At 72.2% G+C, this 22,684-nt stretch carries 19 protein-coding genes; 11 read left to right on the forward strand and 8 right to left on the reverse strand.

What is annotated here, in order from left to right; genetic code table 11:
• Positions 1-18: 18 nt before the first annotated feature.
• From LR393_RS23275 to LR393_RS23295, 5 genes are all read left to right on the forward strand, one after another.
• A complete protein-coding gene (locus LR393_RS23275) occupies positions 19-927 on the forward strand; it encodes an amidohydrolase family protein (RefSeq protein ID WP_231486275.1) in 909 nt (302 codons plus the stop codon).
• On the forward strand, positions 924-2,189 hold the full coding sequence (gene kynU / locus LR393_RS23280; protein ID WP_231486276.1) for a kynureninase: 1,266 nt from the start codon (positions 924-926) through the stop codon (positions 2,187-2,189). The genes LR393_RS23275 and kynU overlap by 4 nt, the downstream gene beginning before the upstream one ends.
• Positions 2,186-3,208, forward strand: coding sequence for an ArsR/SmtB family transcription factor (locus LR393_RS36605; RefSeq protein WP_231486277.1), 1,023 nt, complete (start codon positions 2,186-2,188; stop codon positions 3,206-3,208). The genes kynU and LR393_RS36605 overlap by 4 nt, the downstream gene beginning before the upstream one ends.
• A gap of 102 nt (positions 3,209-3,310) precedes the next feature.
• Positions 3,311-4,852, forward strand: a complete 1,542-nt coding sequence (locus LR393_RS23290; RefSeq protein WP_231486278.1) for an ABC transporter transmembrane domain-containing protein — start codon at positions 3,311-3,313, stop codon at positions 4,850-4,852.
• Positions 4,849-6,594, forward strand: coding sequence for an ABC transporter ATP-binding protein (locus tag LR393_RS23295; protein WP_231486279.1), 1,746 nt, complete (start codon positions 4,849-4,851; stop codon positions 6,592-6,594). The genes LR393_RS23290 and LR393_RS23295 overlap by 4 nt, the downstream gene beginning before the upstream one ends.
• A gap of 71 nt (positions 6,595-6,665) precedes the next feature.
• Here LR393_RS23295 and xdhC read toward each other — a convergent pair whose 3' ends face one another.
• From xdhC to LR393_RS23310, 3 genes are read right to left on the reverse strand one after another with little or no spacing between them, the layout of a single operon-like run.
• A complete protein-coding gene (gene xdhC / locus LR393_RS23300) occupies positions 6,666-7,451 on the reverse strand; it encodes a xanthine dehydrogenase accessory protein XdhC (protein ID WP_231486280.1) in 786 nt (261 codons plus the stop codon).
• Entirely contained in the window at positions 7,439-9,664 is a 2,226-nt protein-coding gene (locus LR393_RS23305) for a xanthine dehydrogenase molybdopterin binding subunit (protein WP_231486281.1), read from the reverse strand. The genes xdhC and LR393_RS23305 overlap by 13 nt, the downstream gene beginning before the upstream one ends.
• Positions 9,661-11,046 carry a xanthine dehydrogenase small subunit gene (locus tag LR393_RS23310; RefSeq protein ID WP_231486282.1) on the reverse strand — a complete coding sequence of 462 codons (1,386 nt, stop codon included), beginning with the start codon at positions 11,044-11,046 and terminating at the stop codon, positions 9,661-9,663. Before LR393_RS23310 ends, LR393_RS23305 begins: the two co-directional genes overlap by 4 nt.
• A gap of 315 nt (positions 11,047-11,361) precedes the next feature.
• Here LR393_RS23310 and hpxO point away from each other — a divergent pair, with 315 nt between their 5' ends.
• Complete coding sequence (gene hpxO / locus LR393_RS23315) at positions 11,362-12,519, forward strand: FAD-dependent urate hydroxylase HpxO (RefSeq protein ID WP_231486283.1); 1,158 nt, start codon at positions 11,362-11,364, stop codon at positions 12,517-12,519.
• A gap of 89 nt (positions 12,520-12,608) precedes the next feature.
• Here hpxO and LR393_RS23320 read toward each other — a convergent pair whose 3' ends face one another.
• Complete coding sequence (locus tag LR393_RS23320; RefSeq protein WP_231486284.1) at positions 12,609-12,914, reverse strand: DUF7455 domain-containing protein; 306 nt, start codon at positions 12,912-12,914, stop codon at positions 12,609-12,611.
• Between the two features lie 319 nt (positions 12,915-13,233).
• On the opposite strand from LR393_RS23320, the gene LR393_RS23325 reads away from it, so the two are divergent.
• Entirely contained in the window at positions 13,234-14,865 is a 1,632-nt protein-coding gene (locus LR393_RS23325; protein WP_231486285.1) for an FUSC family protein, read from the forward strand.
• On the opposite strand, the gene LR393_RS23330 is transcribed toward LR393_RS23325, so the two are convergent.
• Positions 14,834-16,831 carry a putative bifunctional diguanylate cyclase/phosphodiesterase gene (locus LR393_RS23330; protein WP_231486286.1) on the reverse strand — a complete coding sequence of 666 codons (1,998 nt, stop codon included), beginning with the start codon at positions 16,829-16,831 and terminating at the stop codon, positions 14,834-14,836. The genes LR393_RS23325 and LR393_RS23330 overlap by 32 nt on opposite strands.
• 42 nt (positions 16,832-16,873) lie before the next feature.
• Positions 16,874-17,422 carry a TetR/AcrR family transcriptional regulator gene (locus LR393_RS23335; RefSeq protein ID WP_231486287.1) on the reverse strand — a complete coding sequence of 183 codons (549 nt, stop codon included), beginning with the start codon at positions 17,420-17,422 and terminating at the stop codon, positions 16,874-16,876.
• Between the two features lie 94 nt (positions 17,423-17,516).
• Here LR393_RS23335 and LR393_RS23340 point away from each other — a divergent pair, with 94 nt between their 5' ends.
• Positions 17,517-18,425 carry an NmrA family NAD(P)-binding protein gene (locus LR393_RS23340; RefSeq protein ID WP_231486288.1) on the forward strand — a complete coding sequence of 303 codons (909 nt, stop codon included), beginning with the start codon at positions 17,517-17,519 and terminating at the stop codon, positions 18,423-18,425.
• Here LR393_RS23340 and LR393_RS23345 read toward each other — a convergent pair whose 3' ends face one another.
• Positions 18,426-19,658 (reverse strand): MFS transporter, encoded by a 1,233-nt coding sequence (locus LR393_RS23345; RefSeq protein ID WP_231486289.1) that lies wholly within the window; start codon positions 19,656-19,658, stop codon positions 18,426-18,428.
• Positions 19,659-19,704: 46 nt separating this feature from the next.
• Here LR393_RS23345 and LR393_RS23350 point away from each other — a divergent pair, with 46 nt between their 5' ends.
• Both LR393_RS23350 and LR393_RS23355 read left to right on the forward strand, forming a co-directional pair.
• Positions 19,705-20,271: a TetR/AcrR family transcriptional regulator gene (locus tag LR393_RS23350; protein WP_231486290.1), complete on the forward strand. Its 567-nt coding sequence runs from the start codon at positions 19,705-19,707 to the stop codon at positions 20,269-20,271.
• Positions 20,272-20,312: 41 nt separating this feature from the next.
• Complete coding sequence (locus LR393_RS23355; protein ID WP_269327770.1) at positions 20,313-20,861, forward strand: sugar O-acetyltransferase; 549 nt, start codon at positions 20,313-20,315, stop codon at positions 20,859-20,861.
• Positions 20,862-20,877: 16 nt separating this feature from the next.
• Here LR393_RS23355 and LR393_RS23360 read toward each other — a convergent pair whose 3' ends face one another.
• Complete coding sequence (locus LR393_RS23360) at positions 20,878-22,095, reverse strand: FAD-dependent monooxygenase (protein ID WP_231486292.1); 1,218 nt, start codon at positions 22,093-22,095, stop codon at positions 20,878-20,880.
• Between the two features lie 84 nt (positions 22,096-22,179).
• Here LR393_RS23360 and LR393_RS23365 point away from each other — a divergent pair, with 84 nt between their 5' ends.
• Positions 22,180-22,674 (forward strand): MarR family winged helix-turn-helix transcriptional regulator, encoded by a 495-nt coding sequence (locus LR393_RS23365; RefSeq protein WP_231486293.1) that lies wholly within the window; start codon positions 22,180-22,182, stop codon positions 22,672-22,674.
• Positions 22,675-22,684: the final 10 nt, after the last annotated feature.

Raw genomic sequence — 22,684 nt, forward strand, 5'->3', positions numbered from 1 at the left:
GGGCCGTAATCTCGGCGCATGACCCCTGATGACGGGCCGGCCGGGCCCGGTGGCAGCGTGCTGCCGGGCCTGGTGGACATGCATGTGCACCTCGGCCTGGTCGATCACACCGCCCTGGCCGGCTCGCCGGTGGTCGAGGTGCACGACCTGGGCTGGCGGCCCGGCGCGGCCCGGCAGTGGCGCGCCGATCTGTCCCCCTCGGTGCTGGTCGAGGCGGCCGGCCCGTTCCACACCGCACCGGGTGGGTACCCGAAGGGGCGGTCGTGGGCTCCCGAGGGTGCGGTGCGGGAAATTGAGGACGAGCCGGGCGCCCGCGCGGCGGCGCTCGCCCTGGTGGGTCAGGGGGCCCACACCCTCAAGGTCACCCTGCACACGGGCGCCCCGCGCCTGTCCGACGACCTGCTGCACACCCTGGTCCGGGCCGCGCACGCCGCCGGGCTCACCGTCAGTGCCCACGCCGAGGGCGCCGGTCAGGCCGCCCGGGCCGCGGCCGCCGGGGTGGACGTGCTGGTGCACGTGCCCTGGACCGAGCCCCTCGACGAGGACACGGTGCGGGCGATGGCCGGGAACACCACCTGGATCAGTACGTTCGCCATCCACGAGCCCCCGGTCCGGGCCGTCGCCCTCGACAACGCCCGGCGTTTCCTGGCTCTCGGCGGCCGGCTGCGGTACGGCACCGACATGGGCAACGGCCCCACCCCGCTCGGGGTGAACGAGGCCGAGATCCTCGCTCTCGGTGAGGCGGGGCTGACCGGAGATGCGCTCCTGACCGCGCTCACCGGCGTCCTCCATCCAGCACCCGAACCGCCGGCCACCCGCCTGCTGTACAACGAGCGGCCCCGGCCGCGCACGGCGGCCGAATGTGCCGCCTGGTTCTCGACCGCGCAAAGACTCAGCGTTGCCCCCGTGGAGGTTTCCCCCCGATGACCACGTCCACCACCGGATCCCAGCTGCTCGCCTCGGCCGCCGGGCTCGACGCCGCCGACCCGCTGGCCGTGCTGCGCGAGCGGTTCGTGCCCGGCGACGGCGAGCTGATCGCCTACCTGGACGGCAACTCACTGGGCCGGCCGCTGATCGCCACCCGCGAGCACCTGTTCCGCTTCGTCGACGACGTCTGGGCACCCCGCCTGATCCGCGGCTGGGACGAGGGCTGGATGGACTCACCCCTCACCCTCGGCGACGCCCTGGGCGCCCTGACCCTGGGCGCGGCGGCCGGGCAGACCGTGGTCGCCGACTCCACCACGGTGATGCTCTACAAGCTGTGCCGGGCCGCGGTCTGCGCCCGTCCCGGCCGCCGGCAGATCGTGCTGGACACCGAGAACTTCCCCACCGACCGCTATGTGCTCGAGGGCATCGCGGCCGAGACCGGCACCCAGCTGGTGTGGATCGAGCCCGATCCACTGGAAGGGGTCACGGCGGACGAGGTGGCCGCGGTGGTCGGGCCCGACACCGCGCTGGTGGTGCTCAGTCACGTGGCCTTCAAGTCCGGGTTCCTGGCCGACACCCCCGCCATCACCCGCATCGCCCACGCGGCCGGCGCCCTGGTGCTGTGGGACCTGTGCCACTCGGCCGGGGTGGTGCCCGTCGAGCTGGACGCCTGGGACGTCGACCTGGCGGTCGGCTGCACCTACAAGTACCTCAACGGCGGCCCGGGTGCCCCCGCCTTCGGCTACGTCGCGAGCCGCCTGCAGGGTGAGCTGCGGCAGCCGGTGCAGGGCTGGATGGGGCACGCCGAGCCGTTCACCATGGGCCCGGGCTACGCGCCGGCGACGGGCATGCGCCGCTTCATCAGTGGAACCCCGCCGGTGGTGGGCATGCTCGCGATGCGCGACATGCTCGACCTGATCGGCGAGGCCGGGCTGGACGCGGTGCGGGCCAAGTCGAGCGCTCTGACGGCCTACGTGATCGACCTGGCCGACGAGCTGCTGACCCCCTTCGGCGTCGAGATCGCCACCCCGCGCGAGGCCGCCCGGCGCGGCGGGCACGTGATGCTGACCCACCCGTCCTTCCGCGAGCTGATTCCCGCGCTGTGGGAACGCGGCGTGATCCCGGACTTCCGCCCGCCGCAGGGCATGCGGGTCGGGCTCTCCCCGCTGAGCACGAGTTTCGGTGAGGTGGCCGCCGGTCTGGCCCTGGTGGCCCGGCTTCTGGAGGAGCGGGGGCAGGGAAGGTTAATCTCGGTGCGGTGATCCGCATCCACCTCGACGAGGTGACCCTCGCCCGCACCCGGATCGCGATCAGCCAGCTGCTCGAGATGATCCGGGGGCTGGAGATCCTGCACCGGCATCCGGTCGCGGTGCCGTGGCCCTACACCGACTGGGCCCGCACCGCCGCCGAGGTGCTGCGCACGGTGCCGGAGGCAGCCGAGCTGCGGTTGTACGGCGATCTCTACGGCACCGATCACGGTCGTCCGACACCGGACGTCTTCACGCCCGTGCCCGAAGAGGCGTTCCCCGACCTGGCGGCCGAGCTGGGCCGGCTGCGTCACACGCCGCCGGCCCGGGTGCGCGAGCAGGTGGCCAAGCACTACCCGGAGGGTGCACCCGGCTTCCTGCGGCCGTACGTCCAGGATCCGCAGGCCGCCTTCGACCGGCTGGCCGAAGCTTTCGCGGTGTTCTGGGACCGGACCATGGCCCCGTACTGGCCGGCGATGCGCACCGCCCTGGACGAGGAGGTCCTGCTGCGGGCCCGCCGGCTCGCGGCCGAGGGCGCCGACGCGCTGCTGCTGGACCTGCACGGACCGCAGATCTGGCAGGCCCCGGTGCTGAACTTCCCCAAGCACAACAAGGAATCGTCCCTGATCGCGGTCGACCAGCGGCTGCTGCTGGTCCCGCTGATGTTCGCCGAGAACACCACGATGGTCTCGACCGACCATCCGCGGATCCAGTCGATCTCCTACCAGGCCCGCGGGGCCGCGCGGCTGGCCGGGAGCGGCACGCCCCGGTCGCAGGAGGAGCCCGACCGGCTGGCCGTCCTGGTCGGCCCGGCCCGCGCCACGCTGCTGCGGGCGCTGACCCGGCCCACCACCACGACCGGGCTGGCCGACGAGCTGGGCCTGGCCCCCAGCACGGTGTCCGAGCACCTGGCCGGGCTGCTGACGGCGGGGGTCGTTCACCGGCGGCGCTCGGGCCGCAGCGTGCTGTACGAGCTGGAACCCTCTGGCGTGGCCCTGCTCTCCCTGCTGACGGCGCCCGGCGAAGCCAGGTAGGCGGCGAGGATTCGGTTGCGCCCGAATCCATACCGACCCGGGTCCGGGCTACCTACCGTGTCGATCACCACCGCCCGTGATCGATACGAGGTTTGTGTTTTGATGCGTTCTGAACGTGCTCTGTTACTCGGCGTGGCCCGGCGCCGCGCGCGACCGCTGGCGCTCGGCTGTTCCGCCTCGATGGTCCACCAGGCCTGCGAGGCGCTGGTACCGCTGGCCATCGGGCTGGCCGTCGACCACGCCGTGGACGGCGGCGGCCACGGGGCCCTGATCGTCGCCGTGTCCGCCGTCCTCGCCCTCTTCGTGGTGCTGGCGGCCTGCGGCGGATTCCAGTACTGGATCCTCAGCGTGACCCTCCAGCGGGAGGCCCACGAGCTGCGGGTGCGGGCGGCGAACCGGATCCTCGCCGATCCGGCGGCCGGACGCGGGCGGACGGCCGGGGAGCTGATGGCCGTCCTGACCTCCGACACCGCCGCCGTTGCGGCGATCATCCAGGCCGCCGCGCTGATCGGGTCCGGGTTCACCGGGCTGGCCGTGACCGTGGTCGTGCTGGTGCGCATCGACCTCGGCCTCGGACTGGGCCTGGTGCTGGCGGTTCCCCTGCTGATGGCCGGGATCGACCGGATCGGCCCCTGGCTCGAGCGCAAGGTCGCGGCCCAGCAGCAGACCGGTGGGCTGGCCGCGGCGTTCGCGGCCGAGCTGGTGACGGCGCTGCGGCCGATCCGGGGGTTCGGCGGGATCGGCGAGGCCGCCCGCCGGTACCGGGGCGTGAGCCGGCGCTCGCGCGACGCCGCTCTCGACGCGGCCACGGCGTCCGCCGTCGTGGCGGCCGCCGGTCTGGTGGCCACGGTCCTGGTGGTGATCGCGACCGCGGCGGTCGCCGGGCAGATGGCCCTGTCAGGCCGGATCACGGTGGGCGAGCTGATCACCGTGGTGGCCATGGCGTCGTTCGTCGCCGACCCGGTCCAGCGGGTGGCGAGCGGGGTGCAGAAGGTCGCGGTCTCCCGGGCCGGCGCGGCCCGCGTGGTGCCGCTGCTGTCCGCGTCCGTCATCACCTCCGGGCCGCGCGTCACCGGCTGGGAGGCCGAACTGCACCCCGGCGAGATGCTCGGCGTGGTCACCACCGATCCGGCTGTGGCGCAACGGGTCACGGACGAGCTCGCCCAGCTGACCTCGCCGCAGTTCCTGGTCGAGCCGGCGGCCGCGTACCTGCTGGGCGGCACCCGGGAGGCCGCCCTGGACACCGGGCGCGACACCGCACCGGAATGGACTGAGCGAGCCCTCAGGACGGCCGCGGCCGACACCGTGGAGACGACAGCGCTCCAGGGCGGCGGGACGAACCTCTCCGGAGGGCAACGTCAGCGCCTGGCCCTGGCCCGGGCCCTGGCCGCCGACCCCGCGGTGCTGGTGCTGCGCGACCCGCTGACGGCCGTCGACGCCGTCACCGAGGACACGATCGCCCGGCAGCTACGGCTTCTGCGTGACCAGGACCGGCACACCACCGTGGTGGTCACCACCTCGCCACCGTTGCTGATGACGTGCGACCGGGTCGTCTTCGTCCCCTCCGCGACCCGGGAGACGGTCACCGGCCCGCACCGCGTCCTGATGGAACGTCCCGACTACCGTGAGGCGGTCCTGCGATGAGCGCCCTGCCCGTGGCCACCGGCCGGCAGACCTGGACCGGACTGCGCCGCGCCGCCGCCGGGCACCGGCCCGCGGTGGCGGCCGCCGTGGCCTGGACGCTGCTGGCCAGCGTCGGCATCGTCACCCTGCCGCTGCTGCTGGGCCGGCTCGTCGACGCCGTCCGCCTCGACCGGTCCTCGAGCCTGCCGGTCCTGCTGCCGCTGATCGGGGTCGTCGGTGTGCTCGGCGCCCTGGCCACGGCCCTGGCCCAGCGGGCCACGGCCCGGCTGGGGACACTGATCGCGGCCGACATCCGGGAGCAGGCCCTGACCGGGGCGCTCGGCCTGGAACCGGCCCTGCTGGAATCCGCCGGCAGCGGGGACATCACGTCGAGGGTCACCGACGACGTCGAGAACTTCGTCGAGGCCATCCCGCTGATCGCGCAGGTGTCCACCGCCCTGACCACCGTCCTGGTCGCCGTCACCGCCGTGGCCGGGCTGGACCGGCGGCTGGCGATCGCCTTCGTCGTGGTGGCGCCGTTCTACTGGTTCGGTCTGAGCCGCTACCTGCCCCGGGCCGGCCCGCTGTACGCGCAGGAACGACGCACGGCGGCCGAGCGGGGCCAGGTCCTGCTGGAGTCGCTCCAGGGACGCCCCACGGTCACGGCCTACGGCATGGCCGCCCTACAGGCCCGGCGGGTGGAGCAGGCCTCCGCCCACAGCCTGGACGTGCGGGAGCGCACGATCGGGGTGTCGCTGTGGCTGACCAAGTCGATGAATGCGGCCGAGGCCGCCGGCCTCTGCTCGATCCTGCTGACCGGGTACTGGCTGGTCCGCGGCGATCTGGTCACGGTGGGCGCCGTGACCGCGGCGGCCCTGCTGTTCCACCGCCTGTTCGACCCGCTCGGCACGCTGCTCAGTTCCTTCGACCACGTGCAGCGCGCCGGTGCCGCCCTGGCCCGGATCATCGGGGTCGCGCTGGTGCCCACCCGCACGTACCCGGACCGGCCCGCCCCCCGCGGTGCCGTGTCCGTCCGCCTGCGCGGCGTCCGGCACTCCTACGACGGTGAGCACGACGTCGTCGACGGTGTCGACCTGGACATCCCGGCCGGTGCGTCGCTGGCCGTCGTGGGCACCAGCGGCGCCGGAAAGAGCACGCTGGCCGCCGTTCTGGCCGGCCTGTTCCCCGCCACCGCCGGAACGGTGTCACTGAACGACGGCGTCGCCGACATCCCCGTCGACGGGACGGCCCCGGCCCGGCTGCGTGACTGGGCCGCCGCGGTCTCCCAGGAGACCCACGTGTTCAGCGGAACCCTCCGCGAAGACCTGCTTTTCGCGCACCCGACCGCGAACGAGGCGAAATTGGGGGACGCCCTGGAGCAGGTGGGTGCCCACACCTGGGTCCGCGGGCTCCCGGACGGGCTCGACACCCTCGTCGGAGCGGGCGGCCATCCCCTCACCGCCGTACAGACCCAGCAACTGGCCCTGGCCCGGCTGGTCCTGCTCGACCCGCCGCTGCTGGTCATGGACGAGGCGACCGCCGAGGCCGGCAGCGCCGGCGCCCGCGACCTGGAACGGGCCGCCCTGACGCTGCTGGCGGGCCGGACCGCGGTCGTCGTCGCGCACCGGCTCTCCCAGGCCCGGGTCTGCGACCGCATCGCCGTGATGGAGCACGGCCGGATCGAGGAGCTGGGCACCCACGAGGAGCTTCTGGAGCTGGAGGGCCGGTACGCCCGGCTCTGGACCTCCTGGTCCAACTCCTGATCGTAGTCCTCGCACCGCACCGAACCCGGCGGCCCGGACCTACCGGACTACGCCCCGGCCGGCAACCTCGGTCAGGGCTGGACCAGCGTGAGCATCTCCGCCGCGATGCTGAGCGCCACCGCGGCGGGCTTCTTGTCCCCCACCCCCGCCAGCCCCACCGGACAACGGATACCCGACAGCCCGTCGGGGTGACCCGCGTCCTTCAATTTGCGGTGGAAGCTGGATGCCTTGGCCGACGACCCGATCAGGCCGATCGAGCCGAGATCGGGCGTGCGCAGGGCGTGTTCGCAGATGGCCAGATCCTCGGCGTGGTCGTGTGTCATCACCAGCACGTGCGTGCCGGCCGGGAGGTCCTTGAGCACGTGCTCGGGGGCCAGGGCCACCTGGTGCACGACCACCCGGGCGACGGCATCGTGCAGGGCGTCGAGCCTTTCGGGGGTGAACGGGTCGGTGCGGGTGTCGACGAGATGCAGTTCCAGGTCGTGCCGGGCCAGGATGCGGGCCAGTTCCAGCCCGACGTGGCCGAACCCGAACACCGCCACGGCGGGCACGGCGCGCAGGGGCTCCAGCAACAGGGTCACCTCTCCCCCGCAGCACTGCATCCCGTGCTGGTAGGGCGCTCGGTCGGACAGGTTCAGGGTGATCAGCTCGGGCCCGGCCAGGTCACCGGTACGGGCCCGTTCCACCGCCACCGCCTCGAGATTGCCGCCGCCCACGGTGCCCCACAGATCCCGCGGGCCGACGACCATTTTCGCCCCGGCCTCGCGGGGTGTGTGCCCCCGCGCCGCGACCACGGTGACCAGCACCCCGGCCTGATTGCGGCTGCGCAGGGCCTCGATGCCCTTCAGCCAGTCCATGCCGGGTCCCGTTGCTTCGAGGTGGCTTTCACCGCCCAGTAGACCTGCTCGGGTGTGGCGGGCGAGGCCAGTTCCACGCTCGCGCCGGTCGGCCCGAACGCGGCCACGGCCTGGCGCAGGGCCTCGCGCACGGCGAAGGCCAGCATGAAGGGCGGCTCACCGACAGCCTTCGAGCCGTACACCACGCCGTCCTCGGTGGCCTGCTCGAGGAACCCGACGTTGAACTCGGCCGGCATCTCGGAGAAGCTCGGGATCTTGTAGGTGCTCGCCCCGGCGGTCAGCAGGCGGCCGGTCGTGTCGTCCCAGCGCAGCTCCTCCAGCGTGAGCCAGCCCAGGCCCTGCAGGAAACCGCCCTCGACCTGGCCGATGTCGATCAAGGGGGAGATGCTGTCGCCCACGTCGTGCACGATGTCGACGCGGCGGGTCTCGTAGGCCCCGGTGAAACCGTCGACCTGCGTCTCGGCGACCGCCACCCCGTAGGCGAAGTACTTGAACGGGCTGCCCTTCATCGCCAGGCCGTTCCAGTAGATGCCCTCGGTGCGGTAATAACCCGCCGCCGACAACTGGATCCGCGCCATGTAGGCGTTGGCGACCCGCTCCTCCCAGGTGGTGCCGCGCACGTCGGTGAGCCGCTCGAGGATCTGCTCGCAGGCGTTCTTCACGGCCCCGCCGTTCAGGTCGGTGCCCGAGGACGCCGCGGTGGCCGAGGTGTTGGGCACCTTGTCGGTGCGGGTCGGGGCCAGGCGCACCTGCCCGATCGGCAGCCCCAGGGTCGTGGCCGCCACCTGGAGCATCTTGGTGTGCAGGCCCTGCCCCATCTCGGTGCCGCCGTGGTTGATCAGCACCGAGCCGTCCTTGTACACGTGCACGAGGGCGCCGGCCTGGTTGAAGGCCGTGAAGTTGAACGAGATGCCGAACTTCACCGGGGTGATCGCCAGGCCCCGCTTGCTGTGCTCGTGCGCGGCGTTCCAGGCGGTGATCTCGGCCTGGCGCCGCGCGAACGAGCTGGTCTCGAGCGCCTGCTGCCAGGTGCGCCCCAGCCGCTCGGTGTGCCGCACCGGCTGGCCGTAGGGCGTGTCCTGGCCCGGGCGGTAGAAGTTGCGGCGCCGCAGCTCGTCCGGCTCCAGGCCCAGCTGCGGGGCGCAGCGGCCGAGGATGTCCTCGATCACCAGCATGCCCTGCGGTCCGCCGAATCCCCGGAACGCGGTCTGCGAGGTCTTGTGGGTCTGCGCGACCCGGCCGGTGACGTGGATGTTCGGGATCCAGTAGGCGTTGTCGACGTGGCACAGGGCCCGGGACAGCACCGGCTCGGACAGGTCCAGGCTCCAGCCACCGTCGGCCGTGAGGGTCGCCTCCAGGGCCAGCAGGCGTCCGTCGTCGTCGAACCCGACCCGCCAGGACGCGTGGAAACCGTGACGCTTGCCGGTCATCGCCATGTCTTGCGCGCGGCTGAGCCGGATCCGCACGGGCCGGCCGGTGAGGGTGGCGCCCAGCGCGGCGACGGCGGCCAGACCGTGGGGCTGCATCTCCTTGCCACCGAAGCCACCACCCATGCGCAGGCACTGCACGGTGACGTCGTGGCTGCGCAGCCCCAGCACGTGCGCCACGATCTCCTGGGTCTCGGTGGGGTGCTGGGTGCTGGACTGGACGAAAATCTGCTCCGACTCGTCCACCATCGCCAGTGAGCTGTGCGTCTCCAGGTAGAAGTGCTCCTGCCCGGAGAATTCGAACTCCCCCTCGAACACCCTTTCCGCGGAGTCGAAATCGATGGCGCCCCGGTCCAGCACCAGGGTATTGCCCTGGTAGCTGCCCGCCGCGATGGCATCGCGCACCGCGACGATCGCCGGCAGCGGCTCGTAGTCCACCACGACCTCGAGGCTGCCCAGCCGCGCCGCCTCCAGGGTCTCTCCCAGCACCCAGCAGATCGCCTGGCCGTGGAACATGACCTCACTGGGGAACAACGGCTCGTCGTGCTTGACGCCCGCGTCGTTGACACCGGGCACGTCGTCGACGGTGAGCACCCGCACCACCCCGGGAACCCGCGCGGCGCCACTCACGTCCAGATGCGTGATCCGGGCGTGCGCGTGCGAGGAGCGCACCGGGTAGGCGTGCAGGGTTCCGGCCGTGCGATACACCAGATCATCGGTGTAGAGCGCCTTCCCGGTGACGTGCAGGCGGGCGCTCTCGTGCGGTAGTGGCTTCCCGACGGTCATGACATCTCCATCAGCTGCGCGGAGAACCGGCGCAGCGACTCGCCGAGCATCGCTGCCCGGTAGTCGGCGCTGGCCCGGTGGTCACTCATGGGGGTTCCCTCGGCGCGCAGCACTTCCGCTGCCGCCTCGACGGTTTCGGAGTTCCAGGGCTGCCCGGCGAGCGCGGCCTCGGTGGCCCGGGCGCGGATCGGGGTGGCGGCCACGCCGCCCAGGCCGATCCGGGCCGTTCGCACGACGCCGTCGTGCAGGTCGACGGCGATCGCGACGGCGACGCTGGAGATGTCGTCGTACTTGCGTTTGGCGATCTTGTGGAAGGCGGTGTGGGCGGGCGCGGGTCGCGGGATACGGACGAGGCGGATCAGCTCGCCGGGTCGGCGCACGCTGGTGCGGTAGCCGGTGAAGTACTCGCTGAGGGGCACCTCGCGCTCGCCGTCGGCCGAGCTCAGCACCAGGGTGGCGTCGAGGGCCAGCAGCGCCGGGGCCAGGTCGCCGATGGGGGACGCGGTTCCCAGGCTTCCGCCGACGGTGGCCGAATTGCGGATGAGCCGGGAGGCGAACTGGGGAAGGAGCTGGGACAGCAGCGGAACCGCGCCGTCGAGGCGTCGCTCGATCTCGGACAGGGTGAGGGCGGCACCGATCTCGGCCGACTGCGGCGTGATCCGCCACTGGCGCATCTCGTCCAGGTGGGCGACGGACAGCATCAGGGTGGGCCGGAATCCCTTGAGGTTGATGTCGACGCCCAGGTCGGTGCTGCCCGCGACGACCGTCACGTCGTCGCGCCCGGCGAGCACGTCGAGGGCGCCGGCCAGGGTGGCGGGCCGGACGAACGTGTCGGACTCGACCGCCCGGACCACCGGGGGCGCGTGCGTGCACCGGGCCGCGAGCGCGTCGTGGGCCTGGGGTCGGCCGAGGGCTTCGGCGGCGTCGCGGATCGGGCGGTAACCCGTGCAGCGGCACAGGTTCCCGCTCATGGCGTGCACGTCGAAGTGGTCACCGCGGTCGGGCCGGTAGTACTCGGCCGCCATGCTGCAGATGAAACCGGGCGTGCAGTAGCCGCACTGCGACCCGCCGCGCTCGGCCATCTCCTGCTGTACCGGATGCAGGTTCCCCGGGTCGCCGAGGCCCTCGACCGTGCGCACTTCCTGGTCGGCGAGCGTCGCGGAGGGCAGGAGGCAGGCGTTGACGGCCGTCCACTCGGTCGCGGCCGCGATGCCCGGGCGGGCCAGGAGCACCGCGCAGGCGCCGCACTCCCCTTCGGCGCAGCCTTCCTTGGCCCCGAGCAGGCCGTTGGCGCGCAGAAGATCCAGGGCGGAGACGTGGGGAGCGGCCCCGTTCAGACCGAGGGGACGCCCGTTGACCTGTGCTGTGGGTGGATTGAGCATTCTCCGGCTTCCGGACGCATCGACGGGGGGCAGATGACGTGAAGGACGACGTCAGCTCGATGCCCGTGTGCGATACGCCCCCGCACCCAGGCGGTGCCGTGGGTGTGAAGGCGGAGATCCATGGCGGTCACCGTAGAGCCAATGGTCCCGGACTTTCAAGCTGCGGCATCTTGGGCACGACGGTGTTTCGTGTCGGTAAAATTCCGTAGGCCAATCATTTCCGTCGCCCGGAGGGGCGGCGGGACCTATGCCCCTGGATTGAGCCGAACGGCCGGTGCGATAAAAACAGGCAGCGGACGCGGGAAAGGGCATCTCATGCGAATCATCATCATCGGAGCGGGAATCGGCGGTGCCAGTGCGGGCATCGCCCTGCAGCGACTCGGTCACGAGGTCGAGATCTACGAGCAGGTCACGGAGAACAAGCCGGTCGGGGCGGCGATCTCGGTGTGGTCCAACGGGGTGAAGGCCCTGAATCATCTGGGACTGGGCGCGCAGACCGCGGCCCTGGGCGGGCGGATGGACCACATGTCCTACCGGGACGGGCTGACCGGCGAGACGATGTGCCGCTTCCCCCTGGACCCGATCACCGAGCAGATGGGGCAGCGTCCCTACCCGGTGGCGCGGGCCGATCTTCAGGCGATGCTGATGGATGCCTTCGGCCTGGACCGGATCCGGTTCGGCAGGCGGCTGGAGAGCATCTCCCAGGAGCCGGGGTCGGTCACGGTGACGTTCGCGGACGGTTCCCGGGCCACAGGCGATCTGCTGATCGGCGCCGACGGGGCGAAATCCCGCACGCGAGCCTACGTTCTGGGCACCGAGCGGGAGCGCCGGTATGCCGGGTACGTGAACTTCAACGGCCTGGTCGACATCGATACGCAGGTCGGTCCGGCCGATCAGTGGACCACGTATGTGGCCGACGGGCAGCGGGTCTCGGTGATGCCGATCGCCGGGGGCCGGTTCTACTTCTTCTTCGACGTGCTCGAGCCGCAGGGCCTGGCCTACCGGCGGGCCGACGCCCGCGAGGTGCTGGCGCAGCATTTCGCCGGCTGGGCGCCCGGGGTGCAGAAGCTGATCGCGAACCTGGACCCGATGACCACGAACCGCGTCGAGGTGTTCGACATCGACCCGTTCCACACCTGGGTGAAGGGCCGCGTCGCGCTGCTGGGCGACGCCGCGCACAACACCACCCCGGACATCGGCCAGGGCGGCTGCTCGGCGCTGGAGGACACGATCATGCTGGAGCGGGTGCTGGCCACCACCACGCTGGGCGTCGAGGACAGCCTGCGGCGCTACCAGGACTCGCGCACGCAGCGGGCGGGTGAGCTGGTGCTCACGGCCCGGCGCCGGGCCGACGTGACCCACGCCAAGGACCCCGAGGCCACCCGGGCCTGGTACGAGGAGCTGCGCACCGAGGACGGCACGAACGTGATCCGGGGCATCGTGGCCAACATGGTCGGCAACCCCCTGGGCTGACCCCCCGGACCCGGTCGTGTTCGGGCAAACTCTCCCCGGGGAGAGTTTGCCCGAACACGAAGGGAGTAGGGCCCAGGAGCCGGAAAGGCCTAGGCGGAGGCTCCGGGCTTGGTGTTCTGCTGCAGTACACCTGAGTCGTCGCGGATCACGGCGCCCTTCTGCACCAGGCTGGCCTCGAGGTTGTGGCCGTGGTGGGCGCAGAACTGCAGGGTGCTGCCACTGGGGAACAGGGCCGTGACGTACGCCTGCGCACCACAGGGCACCCGCGGGTTCGCGCTGCCGGAACCCTCGCGGATCGTGGTGGTGGTGGCGTCACAACGGTCGGCCGCCGTCAGGGCCGGGACGGTGTCGAAGGCAGACGCCGGGGCCTGCATCTCGGGAGCGATGGCGGTCACAGGTAGTACCTCACTTCCTTCGGGTGATCGCGACGTCCGGCCTCAGGTTCGGGGCCCGGCGTGACGATCACCGTGTCGACACGTGCTGGTCAGCACAGACTGTCACCTTCATCGGCAGGCGCGCTGACCATTGCAGTCGACCATGCCGCCGTTCGTGGTGCTTGTGCACGTCAATGAGGCGTACTTCACCCGATGGGGCGGAGCGGGCATGTGGTGCACCTCACGGCCCACCCCTCGGTTCCCGATAACGCCGTGGGTCAGCTAACTTCCAGGGAGTCATTCCTCACCGCGGAGGCCCGTACCCGCGAGAGGACAACCCATGCGTAACCTCGCACCCGCTGCCCTGCGGGGCGGCACCGCGCTCACCGTTCCCCTGCTGCTGGGGGTCTGGACCGGCGAGACCACCCTGGCCGTGATCGCGGCCGTCGGCGCGCTGTGGGGCGTGGGGCAGGACGGCGGTGACCCGTACTGGGCGCGTACCCGGCGGCTGGCCTGGCTGGCCGGGTTCGCGGCCCTCGGGCTGCTGGCCGGTGAGGTCGCGCTGCGCACCGGGGTCGAGGCGGTGGTCACGGTCACGCTCGTGGCCGCCGGTTTCGTCTCGGGTCTGGTCAGTCCTTATGGACGGGTGGCCTCGGTGGCGGGGATGCACCTCCTCCTCGGGGCGGTCATCGGCAGCGGCATCCCGGTACCGGGCCCGTGGTGGCACGCACCGCTGGCGCTGCTGTCGGGAACCCTGCTGGTGCTCGTGCTGTCGGCCTTCCCCTGGCTGTGGGCCCGGTACGAGATCGAGCGCTCCGCCGTGCGGGCTGTCTACGCCACCGCCGCCCGGGCGCTGGAGGCCGCGGGCACCCCGGCCGCCGAGGACGCCCGCCGCCGGGTGACCGACGCTCTCGACCACGCCCAGACGGTGATGGCCCCGCACCTGGCCCGGGGCAGCCGGTCGGGACCACAGACCCCCACCGGGCGCCTCGTCCGTGCTTTCCACCTCGCCGTACCGCTGGGCGAGGCGGTGACCACCCTGCTGTGGGAGGGCCGGCCGCTGCCGGAGCTCGTCACCAGCGCGCCACTGCGCATGGAGCAGCGGCTCTTCGGGCCCGGCGACCGCGCCGGGGCCCCGACCCCGCGGTTCTCCCCCCGTTCACCCGGTGAGCAGGCCCTGGCCGGCGTGTGCGTGGCCAGCGGCGCCGGCCCGGTCCAGGACGTGCCGCTGCAGCCCCCGGCCCGGCGCTGGTCGACGCGGGCCGCGCACCTGCGCTACGCGGCCCTCCTGGCCCTGTGCGTGCTGATCACGCAGCTGGCGGCCGTGGCCCTGGACGGGCCGCGCGGCTACTGGCTGCCGATGACCGTGGCGTTCGTCTACAAGCCCGACTTCGGCCCGGTGTTCCGCCGGTCCCTGCACCGCTGCCTGGGCACGGTCGCCGGGGTGGCCGCGATCGGCGCGATCACCCTGGTCACCGGCGACCGCTACGCCCTGATCGCGGCGGTGGCCGGGTTCGGCGCCGTGATGGCCGTCGGGGTGCGGCAGCACTACGCGATCGCCACCACGGGACTGACCGGCGTGGTCTTCGTACTGCTCGACATGCTCGGCGACCACCGCGAGCTCTACTGGCCGCGCATCCTCGACACGGCGCTGGCCGCGCTCGTGGTGCTGGCCGTGCACTTCCTGCTGTGGCCGCGCTCGGCCGCCGACCGGGCCCAGGCCCGCACCGCCGACGCGGTCGCCGCCGCGCAGCGCTACCGCGACCTGGCGCCCGGCGCCGTCCCGGCGCAGCGTCACGCGCTGCGGCGCGCCGCCTATCAGCACCTCGGCGAGGCCCGCCGGGCCACCGAGGAGGCGCGCCAGGAACCCACCCGGGGCGGACGTCCGCTCCCCGCCTGGGAGCAGACCATCACCGAGGCCGAGCACCTGTGTGACGAGGTCACTGCACAGACAGTGAAACAGCAGGCCTAGCCTCGTAAGCGGCCATCCACTCGTCGAACCGGCCGGCCGGCAACGGCCGCGAGATGCCGAACCCCTGGGCGATGTCGCAGCCGACACCGGCCAGCACGCAGCGGGTCGCGTCGTCCTCGACCCCCTCGGCGACGATGCTGAGCCCCAGGTTGTGGCCGAGCTCGACGATGCTGCGCACGATCATGGCATCGGTGGCGTCCGTGGCCAGGGCGGTGACGAACGAGCGGTCGATCTTCAGCTCGTGCACCGGCAGATGCCGCAGCTGGCCGATGCTGGTGTAACCGGTGCCGAAATCGTCGATGGACAGCCCGATCCCCATCCCGGCCAGTTCGTTCAGCACACGCCGGGCCCGCTGCGGATCAGTCATGATCGCCGACTCGGTGACCTCCAGCTCCAGCAGCGCAGCGCTCACGCCGTTGGCGGTCAGCAGCTCCGCGATCTGGCCCGGCAGTTCGTCGTTGAGCAGGTTGCGGGCCGAGAGGTTGACCGCGACGCGCACCGGGGTACCGGCCTGCTGCCAGGTGCGCGCCTGGACCAGGGCGGCGTCCAGCACGTAGTGGGTCAGGGGGTGGATCAGGCCGGTCTGCTCGGCGATCGGGATGAACCGGTCCGGGGGGACGAAGCCGAGTTCCGGGTGGTTCCAGCGCACCAGCGCCTCGGCCCCGACCAGTGCCCCGGACCCGATGTCGATCTTGGGCTGGTAGTGCAGAACCAGCTCCCGGCGGCTGATCCCACGGCGCAGGTCGCTCAGCAGCACGAGCTTGTGCGAGGACTTCTCGTCGGCCGCCTGCTCGTGCACGAGCACCGGATGCCCCTGGGCCTTGGCCGTCTCCATCGCGACGTAGGCGTTGCGCAGCAGGGTGTCCGGGTCGCCACCGGGCTGCCCGGAGACCGCGAGCGCCATCGTGGCCTCCACGTCGATCTCGACGTCGCCGACGGCGAAACTCTCGTCCAGGACGGCATGTAGCCGGGCGGCGACCTCCAGGCCCTCGTCGTCGGCGGTGACGTCGGTGAGCAGCACCACGAACTCGTCGCCGCCGAGGTGGGCGACCACGTCCTCCTCGCGCACGGCCGCCCGCAGGCGCGCGCCGACCTGGGCCAGGATCTGGTCGCCCTCCAGGTGCCCGAGGGTGGTGTTGACGTCCTTGAAGTGGTTCAGGTCGATGAGCAGCACCGAGACCAGGCGGTTCTCGTCGTCCAGGGCGTCGGCCATCCGGGCGGTGAGCACGGTGCGGTTGGGCAGCCCGCTGATGTGGTCGTGCTGGGACCGGTACACCGCTCCGGCCCGCTCGGCGTCCAGCTGCCGGCGATGGCCACGGGAGATCCAGCTCAGCACGGCCGACAGGGTGAAGCCGAGCAGGAGCACGACCGGGGTCAGGTTGCGCTCGCGCTGCTCGAGCGTGCGCAGGTGGGCCAGGGCCTGGTCGGCGCGCAGGTGCTGGGCCTGGGCGGCGCTCGTCACGGCGGAGTTGAGGCGGTCGAACCACAGGTCGGCGTCCCGGTCGCGGGCGGCGGTCGCGTCCGGTGACCGTTGCGCCGCGTCGAACAGGCGCAGTACCGCGCTCTGGTAGGCCTGGTTCTCGTGGCGGACCCGGTCGATGGTCTGCTGCAGAGGTCCCCCGCCGATCCGGTCCAGGGCGTCCAGAGCGGTCTGGAAGGTCTGTGCGGCCTGGTTGTAGGCCGCCCAGGAGCCCGGGGAGGGGTGCAGCTGGAAGTCCCGGACCAGCGACTGCTCAACGGCCAGGGCCGTCACCGTGGCGTCGTAGGCCGCGGACAGATTGACGGCCGAGGTGGCCTTCTCGGTCGCCCGGTTGGTGGTCTGCGACGACCACAGCACGAACACCGCGACGGCTGCCGCGACCGCCACCAGGGCGGCCACCGCCCCGCGCCCGCGCCGGACCTGACGGCGGTCGGCCAGCCTCCGGGCGGGATCCACCTCGACGGCAGGGGCAGGTTCCTGCGGCACTGCTGCAGCATCGACCCCGGCGCCCGCTACCTTGAGCCGGCTTCAGGCGGGGCTGATCCCCCGCACGGTCAGGTCCCACATCCGGGCCGCGTGCGCCGGTGGGTCGCCGTACCGCTCGGCCACCAGGGCGATTCCGGTGATCAGGTCGATCAGGCCCTCGATGGTGACGCCGGGCGCCAGCCAGGGTCCGGCGCGCTGCACCAGGGGCGCCCCGGCGGCCGTGAGCCGGCCGGTGGAGCAGTACGTGTCCGGGCTCCCGGTCTGCTGGACCAGCGCTTCGGCCAGGCCTTTGAACGTCGCCGCGTAGGTGGTCAGCGCCCCCAGCCAGTCCAGCAGCGCAGCCCGGGGGTCGGGGGCGTCGGCCAGGTCCGCCGCCCGCGCCGCCAGACCCTCGACCTGGTCGTGGAACACCGCGTCCAGCAAGGCATGCCGGGTGGGGAAGTGCCGCCGCACGGTGCCCGACCCTACGCCGGCGGTGCGCCCGATCTGTTCCCGCGAGGCACTCGCACCGTGCTCGGCGACCGCCTCGACGGCCACGGCCAGCAGGCGCTCGTAGTTGCGGCGGGCATCGGCTCTTTGCTGCGGGGGCACCGGATCACCTCGGACGTGGACAAGTGGCGGGGTCCGCCGTATGTTAGCCGAATCCAAACGGCGGCCCCCGCCGTTTATCTTCGGGAGGACACCCATGCCGACAGCCCCCGTTCTCGTCACCGGCGCCACCGGCCGGCAGGGCGGTGCCACGGCCCGCGCCCTCCTGGACCGGGGCGCTCCGGTGCGGGTCCTCGTCCGCAATCCCGCGACCGCCAGGCATCTGAAAGATGCCGGAGCCGAGGTGGTGACCGGCGACCTGCTCGATCGTGACTCGATCGTCCGGGCCGCCCGCGGCGCCCGGGCCGTGTTCTCGGTGCAGATGCCCGCGGTGCGCGAGGGGCAGTTCGACTTCGCCGACGAGCGCGCCCAGGCCGTGAATCTCGTCGAGGCGGCCCGCGCGGCCGGGGTGCCCCGGTTCGTCCAGACCACCGTCACCGGTACGCCCGGCCGCCGGGAGCTGCAGGAGCTGCGCGAGGGCCCGTGGGCGCCGCTGGCGCCCTACTACGAGAGCAAGAGCCTGATTGAGGACGCGGTCCGCGAGGCCGGTTTCGAGCGGTGGACGATCCTGCGACCAGGAACGTTCATGGAGAACTTCCTGCCCTCGGCCGCCTATCTGTTCCCGCGAGGGGTCGAGGGCGGCATCGTCACCGTGCTGAAGCCGGCCACGATGATCTCGCTGGTCGCGGTGCCCGACGTCGGCACGGCGGCGGCCGCGGCGCTGACCGGCGACGAGCGGTTCGACCGTCTCGAACTGGAACTGGCCAGCGACTACCTGTCCATGACCGACATCGCCGAAGTGCTGAGCCGCGTTCTGGATCGTCCGCTGCCCGCCCCCGATCTCACGCCGGAGCAGGCCCTGGCGGCCGGAATGCCCGCCTACGCCACCGTCCCGCACGAGCACATGAACGTGGTCGGCCAGCCGGCCCGCCCCGCCTACGCCCGCGAACTGGGCCTGCCCCTGACCTCTTTCGAGACCTGGGCCCAGGCCACCCTTCGTCCGTGATCATGCAGAAGGGGTTGTTTCGCCAGGGGCGTGGGGGCGGTTCGGGCGCTGGGACAGGACTCCTGCCGTCAGCACCACGATCAGGCCGACCACCGGCACCACCAGCAGGCCGGCGCGCAGGCTGGTGGCGTCGGCGACCGCACCGACCACCGGGGGCGACAGCAGGAAGCCCAGGCGCATGAGCCAGGAGACGATGGTGAGGCCGGTGCCCGGGCGCAGGCCCGGGAGTTCGTCGGCCTCGTGCATGGCCGCGGGCACCAGGGTCGCGACGCCGAAACCGGCGGCGGCGAAGCCCAGGACGGTGCCCCCGACGCTCGGGAAGGCCAGGGCCAGGCCCATCCCGGCGGCGGCGAAAGCGCCGCCGGAGCGGGCGATCACGCGCTGGCCGAAGCGGTCGACCAGGCGGTCGCCGAACAGCCGGCCGACGAACTGGGCCCCGACCAGCGCGATGTAGCCGAGGGTGGCGATCGCGGCCGGGGCGCCGAGGGAGTCGCCGATGTAGAGGGTGGCCCAGGAGTTGCCCGAGTCCTCCACGACCGCGCCCGCCACGGCGATCAGCACCAGCGCGCCGACGGTCAGGGCCGTGGCCGGGCCGACCGGCAGGCGGCCGGCGGCCGCGGCCGGGGTCCCTTCCTCCACTGGTTCCACCTCGGGCCCGGGCAGGCAGAAACGCCAGGCCAGCAGGGCGATCACGGCCAGCAGCACGGACGAGAGGACGAGGTGCACGCCCCGGGAGAGTCCCAGGGCGATCGCCCCGGCCGCCATCAGTCCACCGGTCACGGCGCCGACCGACCAGATGGCGTGGAAGGAGTTGATGATCGAACGGCCGTAACGCCGCTGCACGCGCAGGCCGTGCGCGTTCTGGGCGACGTCGGCGATCGCGTCCAGGCTGCCGGCCACGAACAGGGACAGGGCGAACACGACGGTCACCGGGGCCAGGCCTGCCGCGATCACGCCGACGCCGGTCAGCACCATGCCCACCGCCGCCACCGACGCCGAGCCGAACCGCCGCACCAGCAGGCCCGCCGCCGTCCCCGCGATCAGCGCGCCGGTGGGGAAGGCCGCCACCGACAGGCCGTAGGCCGTGTTGCTCATGGCGAGTTCGGTCTTGATCTGGGGGTAGCGGGGAATCACGTTGGCGAACATCGCCCCGTTGGTGAAGAAGAGCACGCCCACCGCCGCCCGCGCACGGCGGACATCCTGATCCGGCCGAGTCGCCGTTGACTGCGTCATGCGTACGACCGTACACACCAAGCACCTGGGCTGTACAGTCGTACACATGAACGTCCGGCGCCATGACCCCGAACGCCGTAGCCGCATCATCGACGCGTGCCTGGACGTCGTCGCCGAGGTCGGGGTGGCGGGGGTGTCACACCGCAAGATCGCCGCTGCCGCCGACGTCCCGCTCGGCTCGATGACCTATCACTTCGACGGTATCGACCAGGTCCTGTACGACGCCTTCACCCGTTTCGCGCAGGCGGCCAGCAGCCAGTTCGAGGCCCGGATGAGCGCGGCCGGCACCGCGCAGGAGGCCCGGCGGGCCGTCGCCGACCTGATCGTCACCGACACCCTCAGCACCCAGCGCGAACTGGTGCTGATGCAGGAGCTGTACACGCTCGCGGCCCGCATCCCGCGTTTCCGGGGTATCACCAGCGCCTGGATGGCCGCCAGCCGCGCCGCCCTGGAGAGACACTTCGACCCGGCCACGGCCCGGCTGCTCGACGCGACGATCGAGGGCCTGAGCCTGCACCGGGCGCTCGACACCGAACCCCACGACCCCCAGGTGGCACTGGACGCCATCGACCGCATCCTGGCCACTGCCGACCGGAAGGCGCACCGACCGTGACCGACTACTTCGCCGGCGACCCCCGCACCCACCGCGAGCGCATGCTGGCCGGCGACCTGTACGTCGCCGCCGACTCCGACAACGACGAGAGCGTGCGCATTCACGAGCGGGCGGTGCGACTGCTGGAGGCCTACCGCCTCCAGTTCACCGCCGGCGATCACGCCTCGGCGCGCGCGACCCTGGCCGCGGTGCTGGGATCGGTGGGGGCCGGGGTGGCGATCCGCCCGCCGCTGTTCGTGGACTACGGCGAGAACCTGCACGTGGGTGCGCGCACCTTCATCAATTACCAGCTCACCGCGCTCGACGTGGCGGCGATCAGGATCGGCGAGGACTGCCAGATCGGGCCCGGGGTGCAGCTTCTGACGCCGACCCATCCGATCGACCCCGGCCCGCGCCGCGACAAGCTGGAGGCGGCCCGGCCCATCACGATCGGCGACAACGTCTGGCTGGGCGGCGGCGTCATCGTCTGCCCGGGCGTGAGCATCGGCGACAACTCGGTGATCGGCGCCGGTTCCGTGGTGACGAAAGACGTTCCGGCGAATGTGGTCTGCGTCGGCAACCCGGCCCGGGTCATCCGCGAGATCGGCTGACCCGGGGGGTTGCGCTCTACTCGGCCCGCAGCGCCGGGTAGTCGGGCAGGTGCGGCAGAGGGCTGGGCCGCGACACCAGCTTCTGCTCGGCCAGGTGCCGCACCCGCGGCGAGGCGGCCACCCGGTGCACGGCCTTGAGCACCTTCAGCCCGGCCCGCGATTTCGGGAACATCAGACGGGGGATGCCGGGCGGGAAGTTCTGCACCTTGTCGGCCCAGGGCCGCATCACCCGCTCGTAGCCGGCGAACGCGGCGGCCGGACCGGAACCGGCGTAGCTCTCCCCCAGTTCCCCGGCGAGCACGTAGGCGCCGGCCAGGGCCAGGCTGGTACCCATCCCGGTCGGCCCCGACCCCCAGGCCGCGTCGCCCAGCGCCACGACCCGCCCACGCGACCAGGACGGCATGGTCACCCGGGCGAAGCGCTCGAGGTAGAACTCCTGCGGGTAGGCCTCGAAACCGTCCAGGATGCGCGCCGTCTTCCATCCGGCATCGGCGAAATGGGCTCGTAGTACGTGCATCTGGGCCTCGAAACCGATCGATTCCAGCCCCAGGTCGGGGGCGAAGAAGGCCAGGTTGGCCCGGCTGGTGCCCTTGTTGTCGGGACGCAGGGCGATCATCCGGCTGTTGGTGGAGGTCATCCAGTGCCACCAGTCGTCATCGTCGTCCGTGCGGTCGATGGTGCCGTAGGCGACGTACTCCCCCAGGTCGCGCCAGACCACGTCGTCACCGAAGACCAGCGTGCGGGTGCGCGAGCGCCGGCCCTCGGCGATGACCATCAGGTCGTAGCGCTCGGTGCCGCCACTGGCCAGGGTGACCTCCACCCCCTCCGGTGACTGCTCGACGGCGGTGACGTGATCGCCGTAGCGGTGCGGGATCTCGTTCTCGGTCAGGTCCAGGAGCAGCCGGGACAGGTCGCCGCGCAGGATCTCCATCTCGGCGGTCGACCCGTCCCGCCCGGCCTCGACCGGGAATTCGGCGTAGGAGCGGCCGGTGTGGTCGAGGAAGCGGGTGCCGCGCTCACCGGTGTTCTGTTTCAGCACGGCCTCGGTCAGGCCCATCTGCTCGATGACGGCGCGCCCGGTGGTGCGGATGTCGAGGTTCTGACCGGCGACGCGCATGCTCGGCGCGCGCTCCAGGAGGGTGGGCGCGAACCCGGCGCGGCGCAGCGCCCAGGCCAGGGCGGGCCCGGCGATACTTCCCCCGGAGATCAGGACGGTGGGGCTCTGGCTGTTCATGGCATCCGTTCCCGTCGACTAATGACTTCACGATGAAGTTACATGCTTGGTGAAGTCTTGCACGTCGTAAAGTAGTCTGCGGACATGAACGAGGAGGTCCCACCCTTTCCGGCGGTGCTCGAACCCGGGCCCCGGCAGCAGGCACTCGACCTGCTGCGCACCTACGCCGGGGAGTACACCGAGCTGAACCGCCGCTCGGCCCAGGTGCTCGACCTGCACGTCACCGACGTCAACGCCCTGGTCGAGGTGCTGTGGGCCGAGCGCCTGGGCGAACCGCTCTCGCCCGTGCGCCTGGCCGAACGCGTCGGGCTCACCTCCGGCGCCACGAATGCCCTGGTCAACCGGCTGGAGAACGCCGGGTACGTGGCCCGCAGCCGGGAGCACGCCGACCGGCGCCAGGTCACCCTGCGCGCCACCGCCCTGGCCCGCAGCCGTACCGCGGACTTCTACACGCGGCCGGCCGCCTTACTGGAGAAGGCCTTCGACGCACTGGAACCGCAGTCCCTCACCGCCCTCATCGGTGCCCTGGACGTTCTCACCACCGCCCTGCACGACATCAATCAGGAACTGCACCCCTGAGCACCGTCGC

It is taken from the genome of Kineosporia mesophila (assembly GCF_021129235.1).
GTDB lineage: Bacteria > Actinomycetota > Actinomycetes > Actinomycetales > Kineosporiaceae > Kineosporia > Kineosporia mesophila.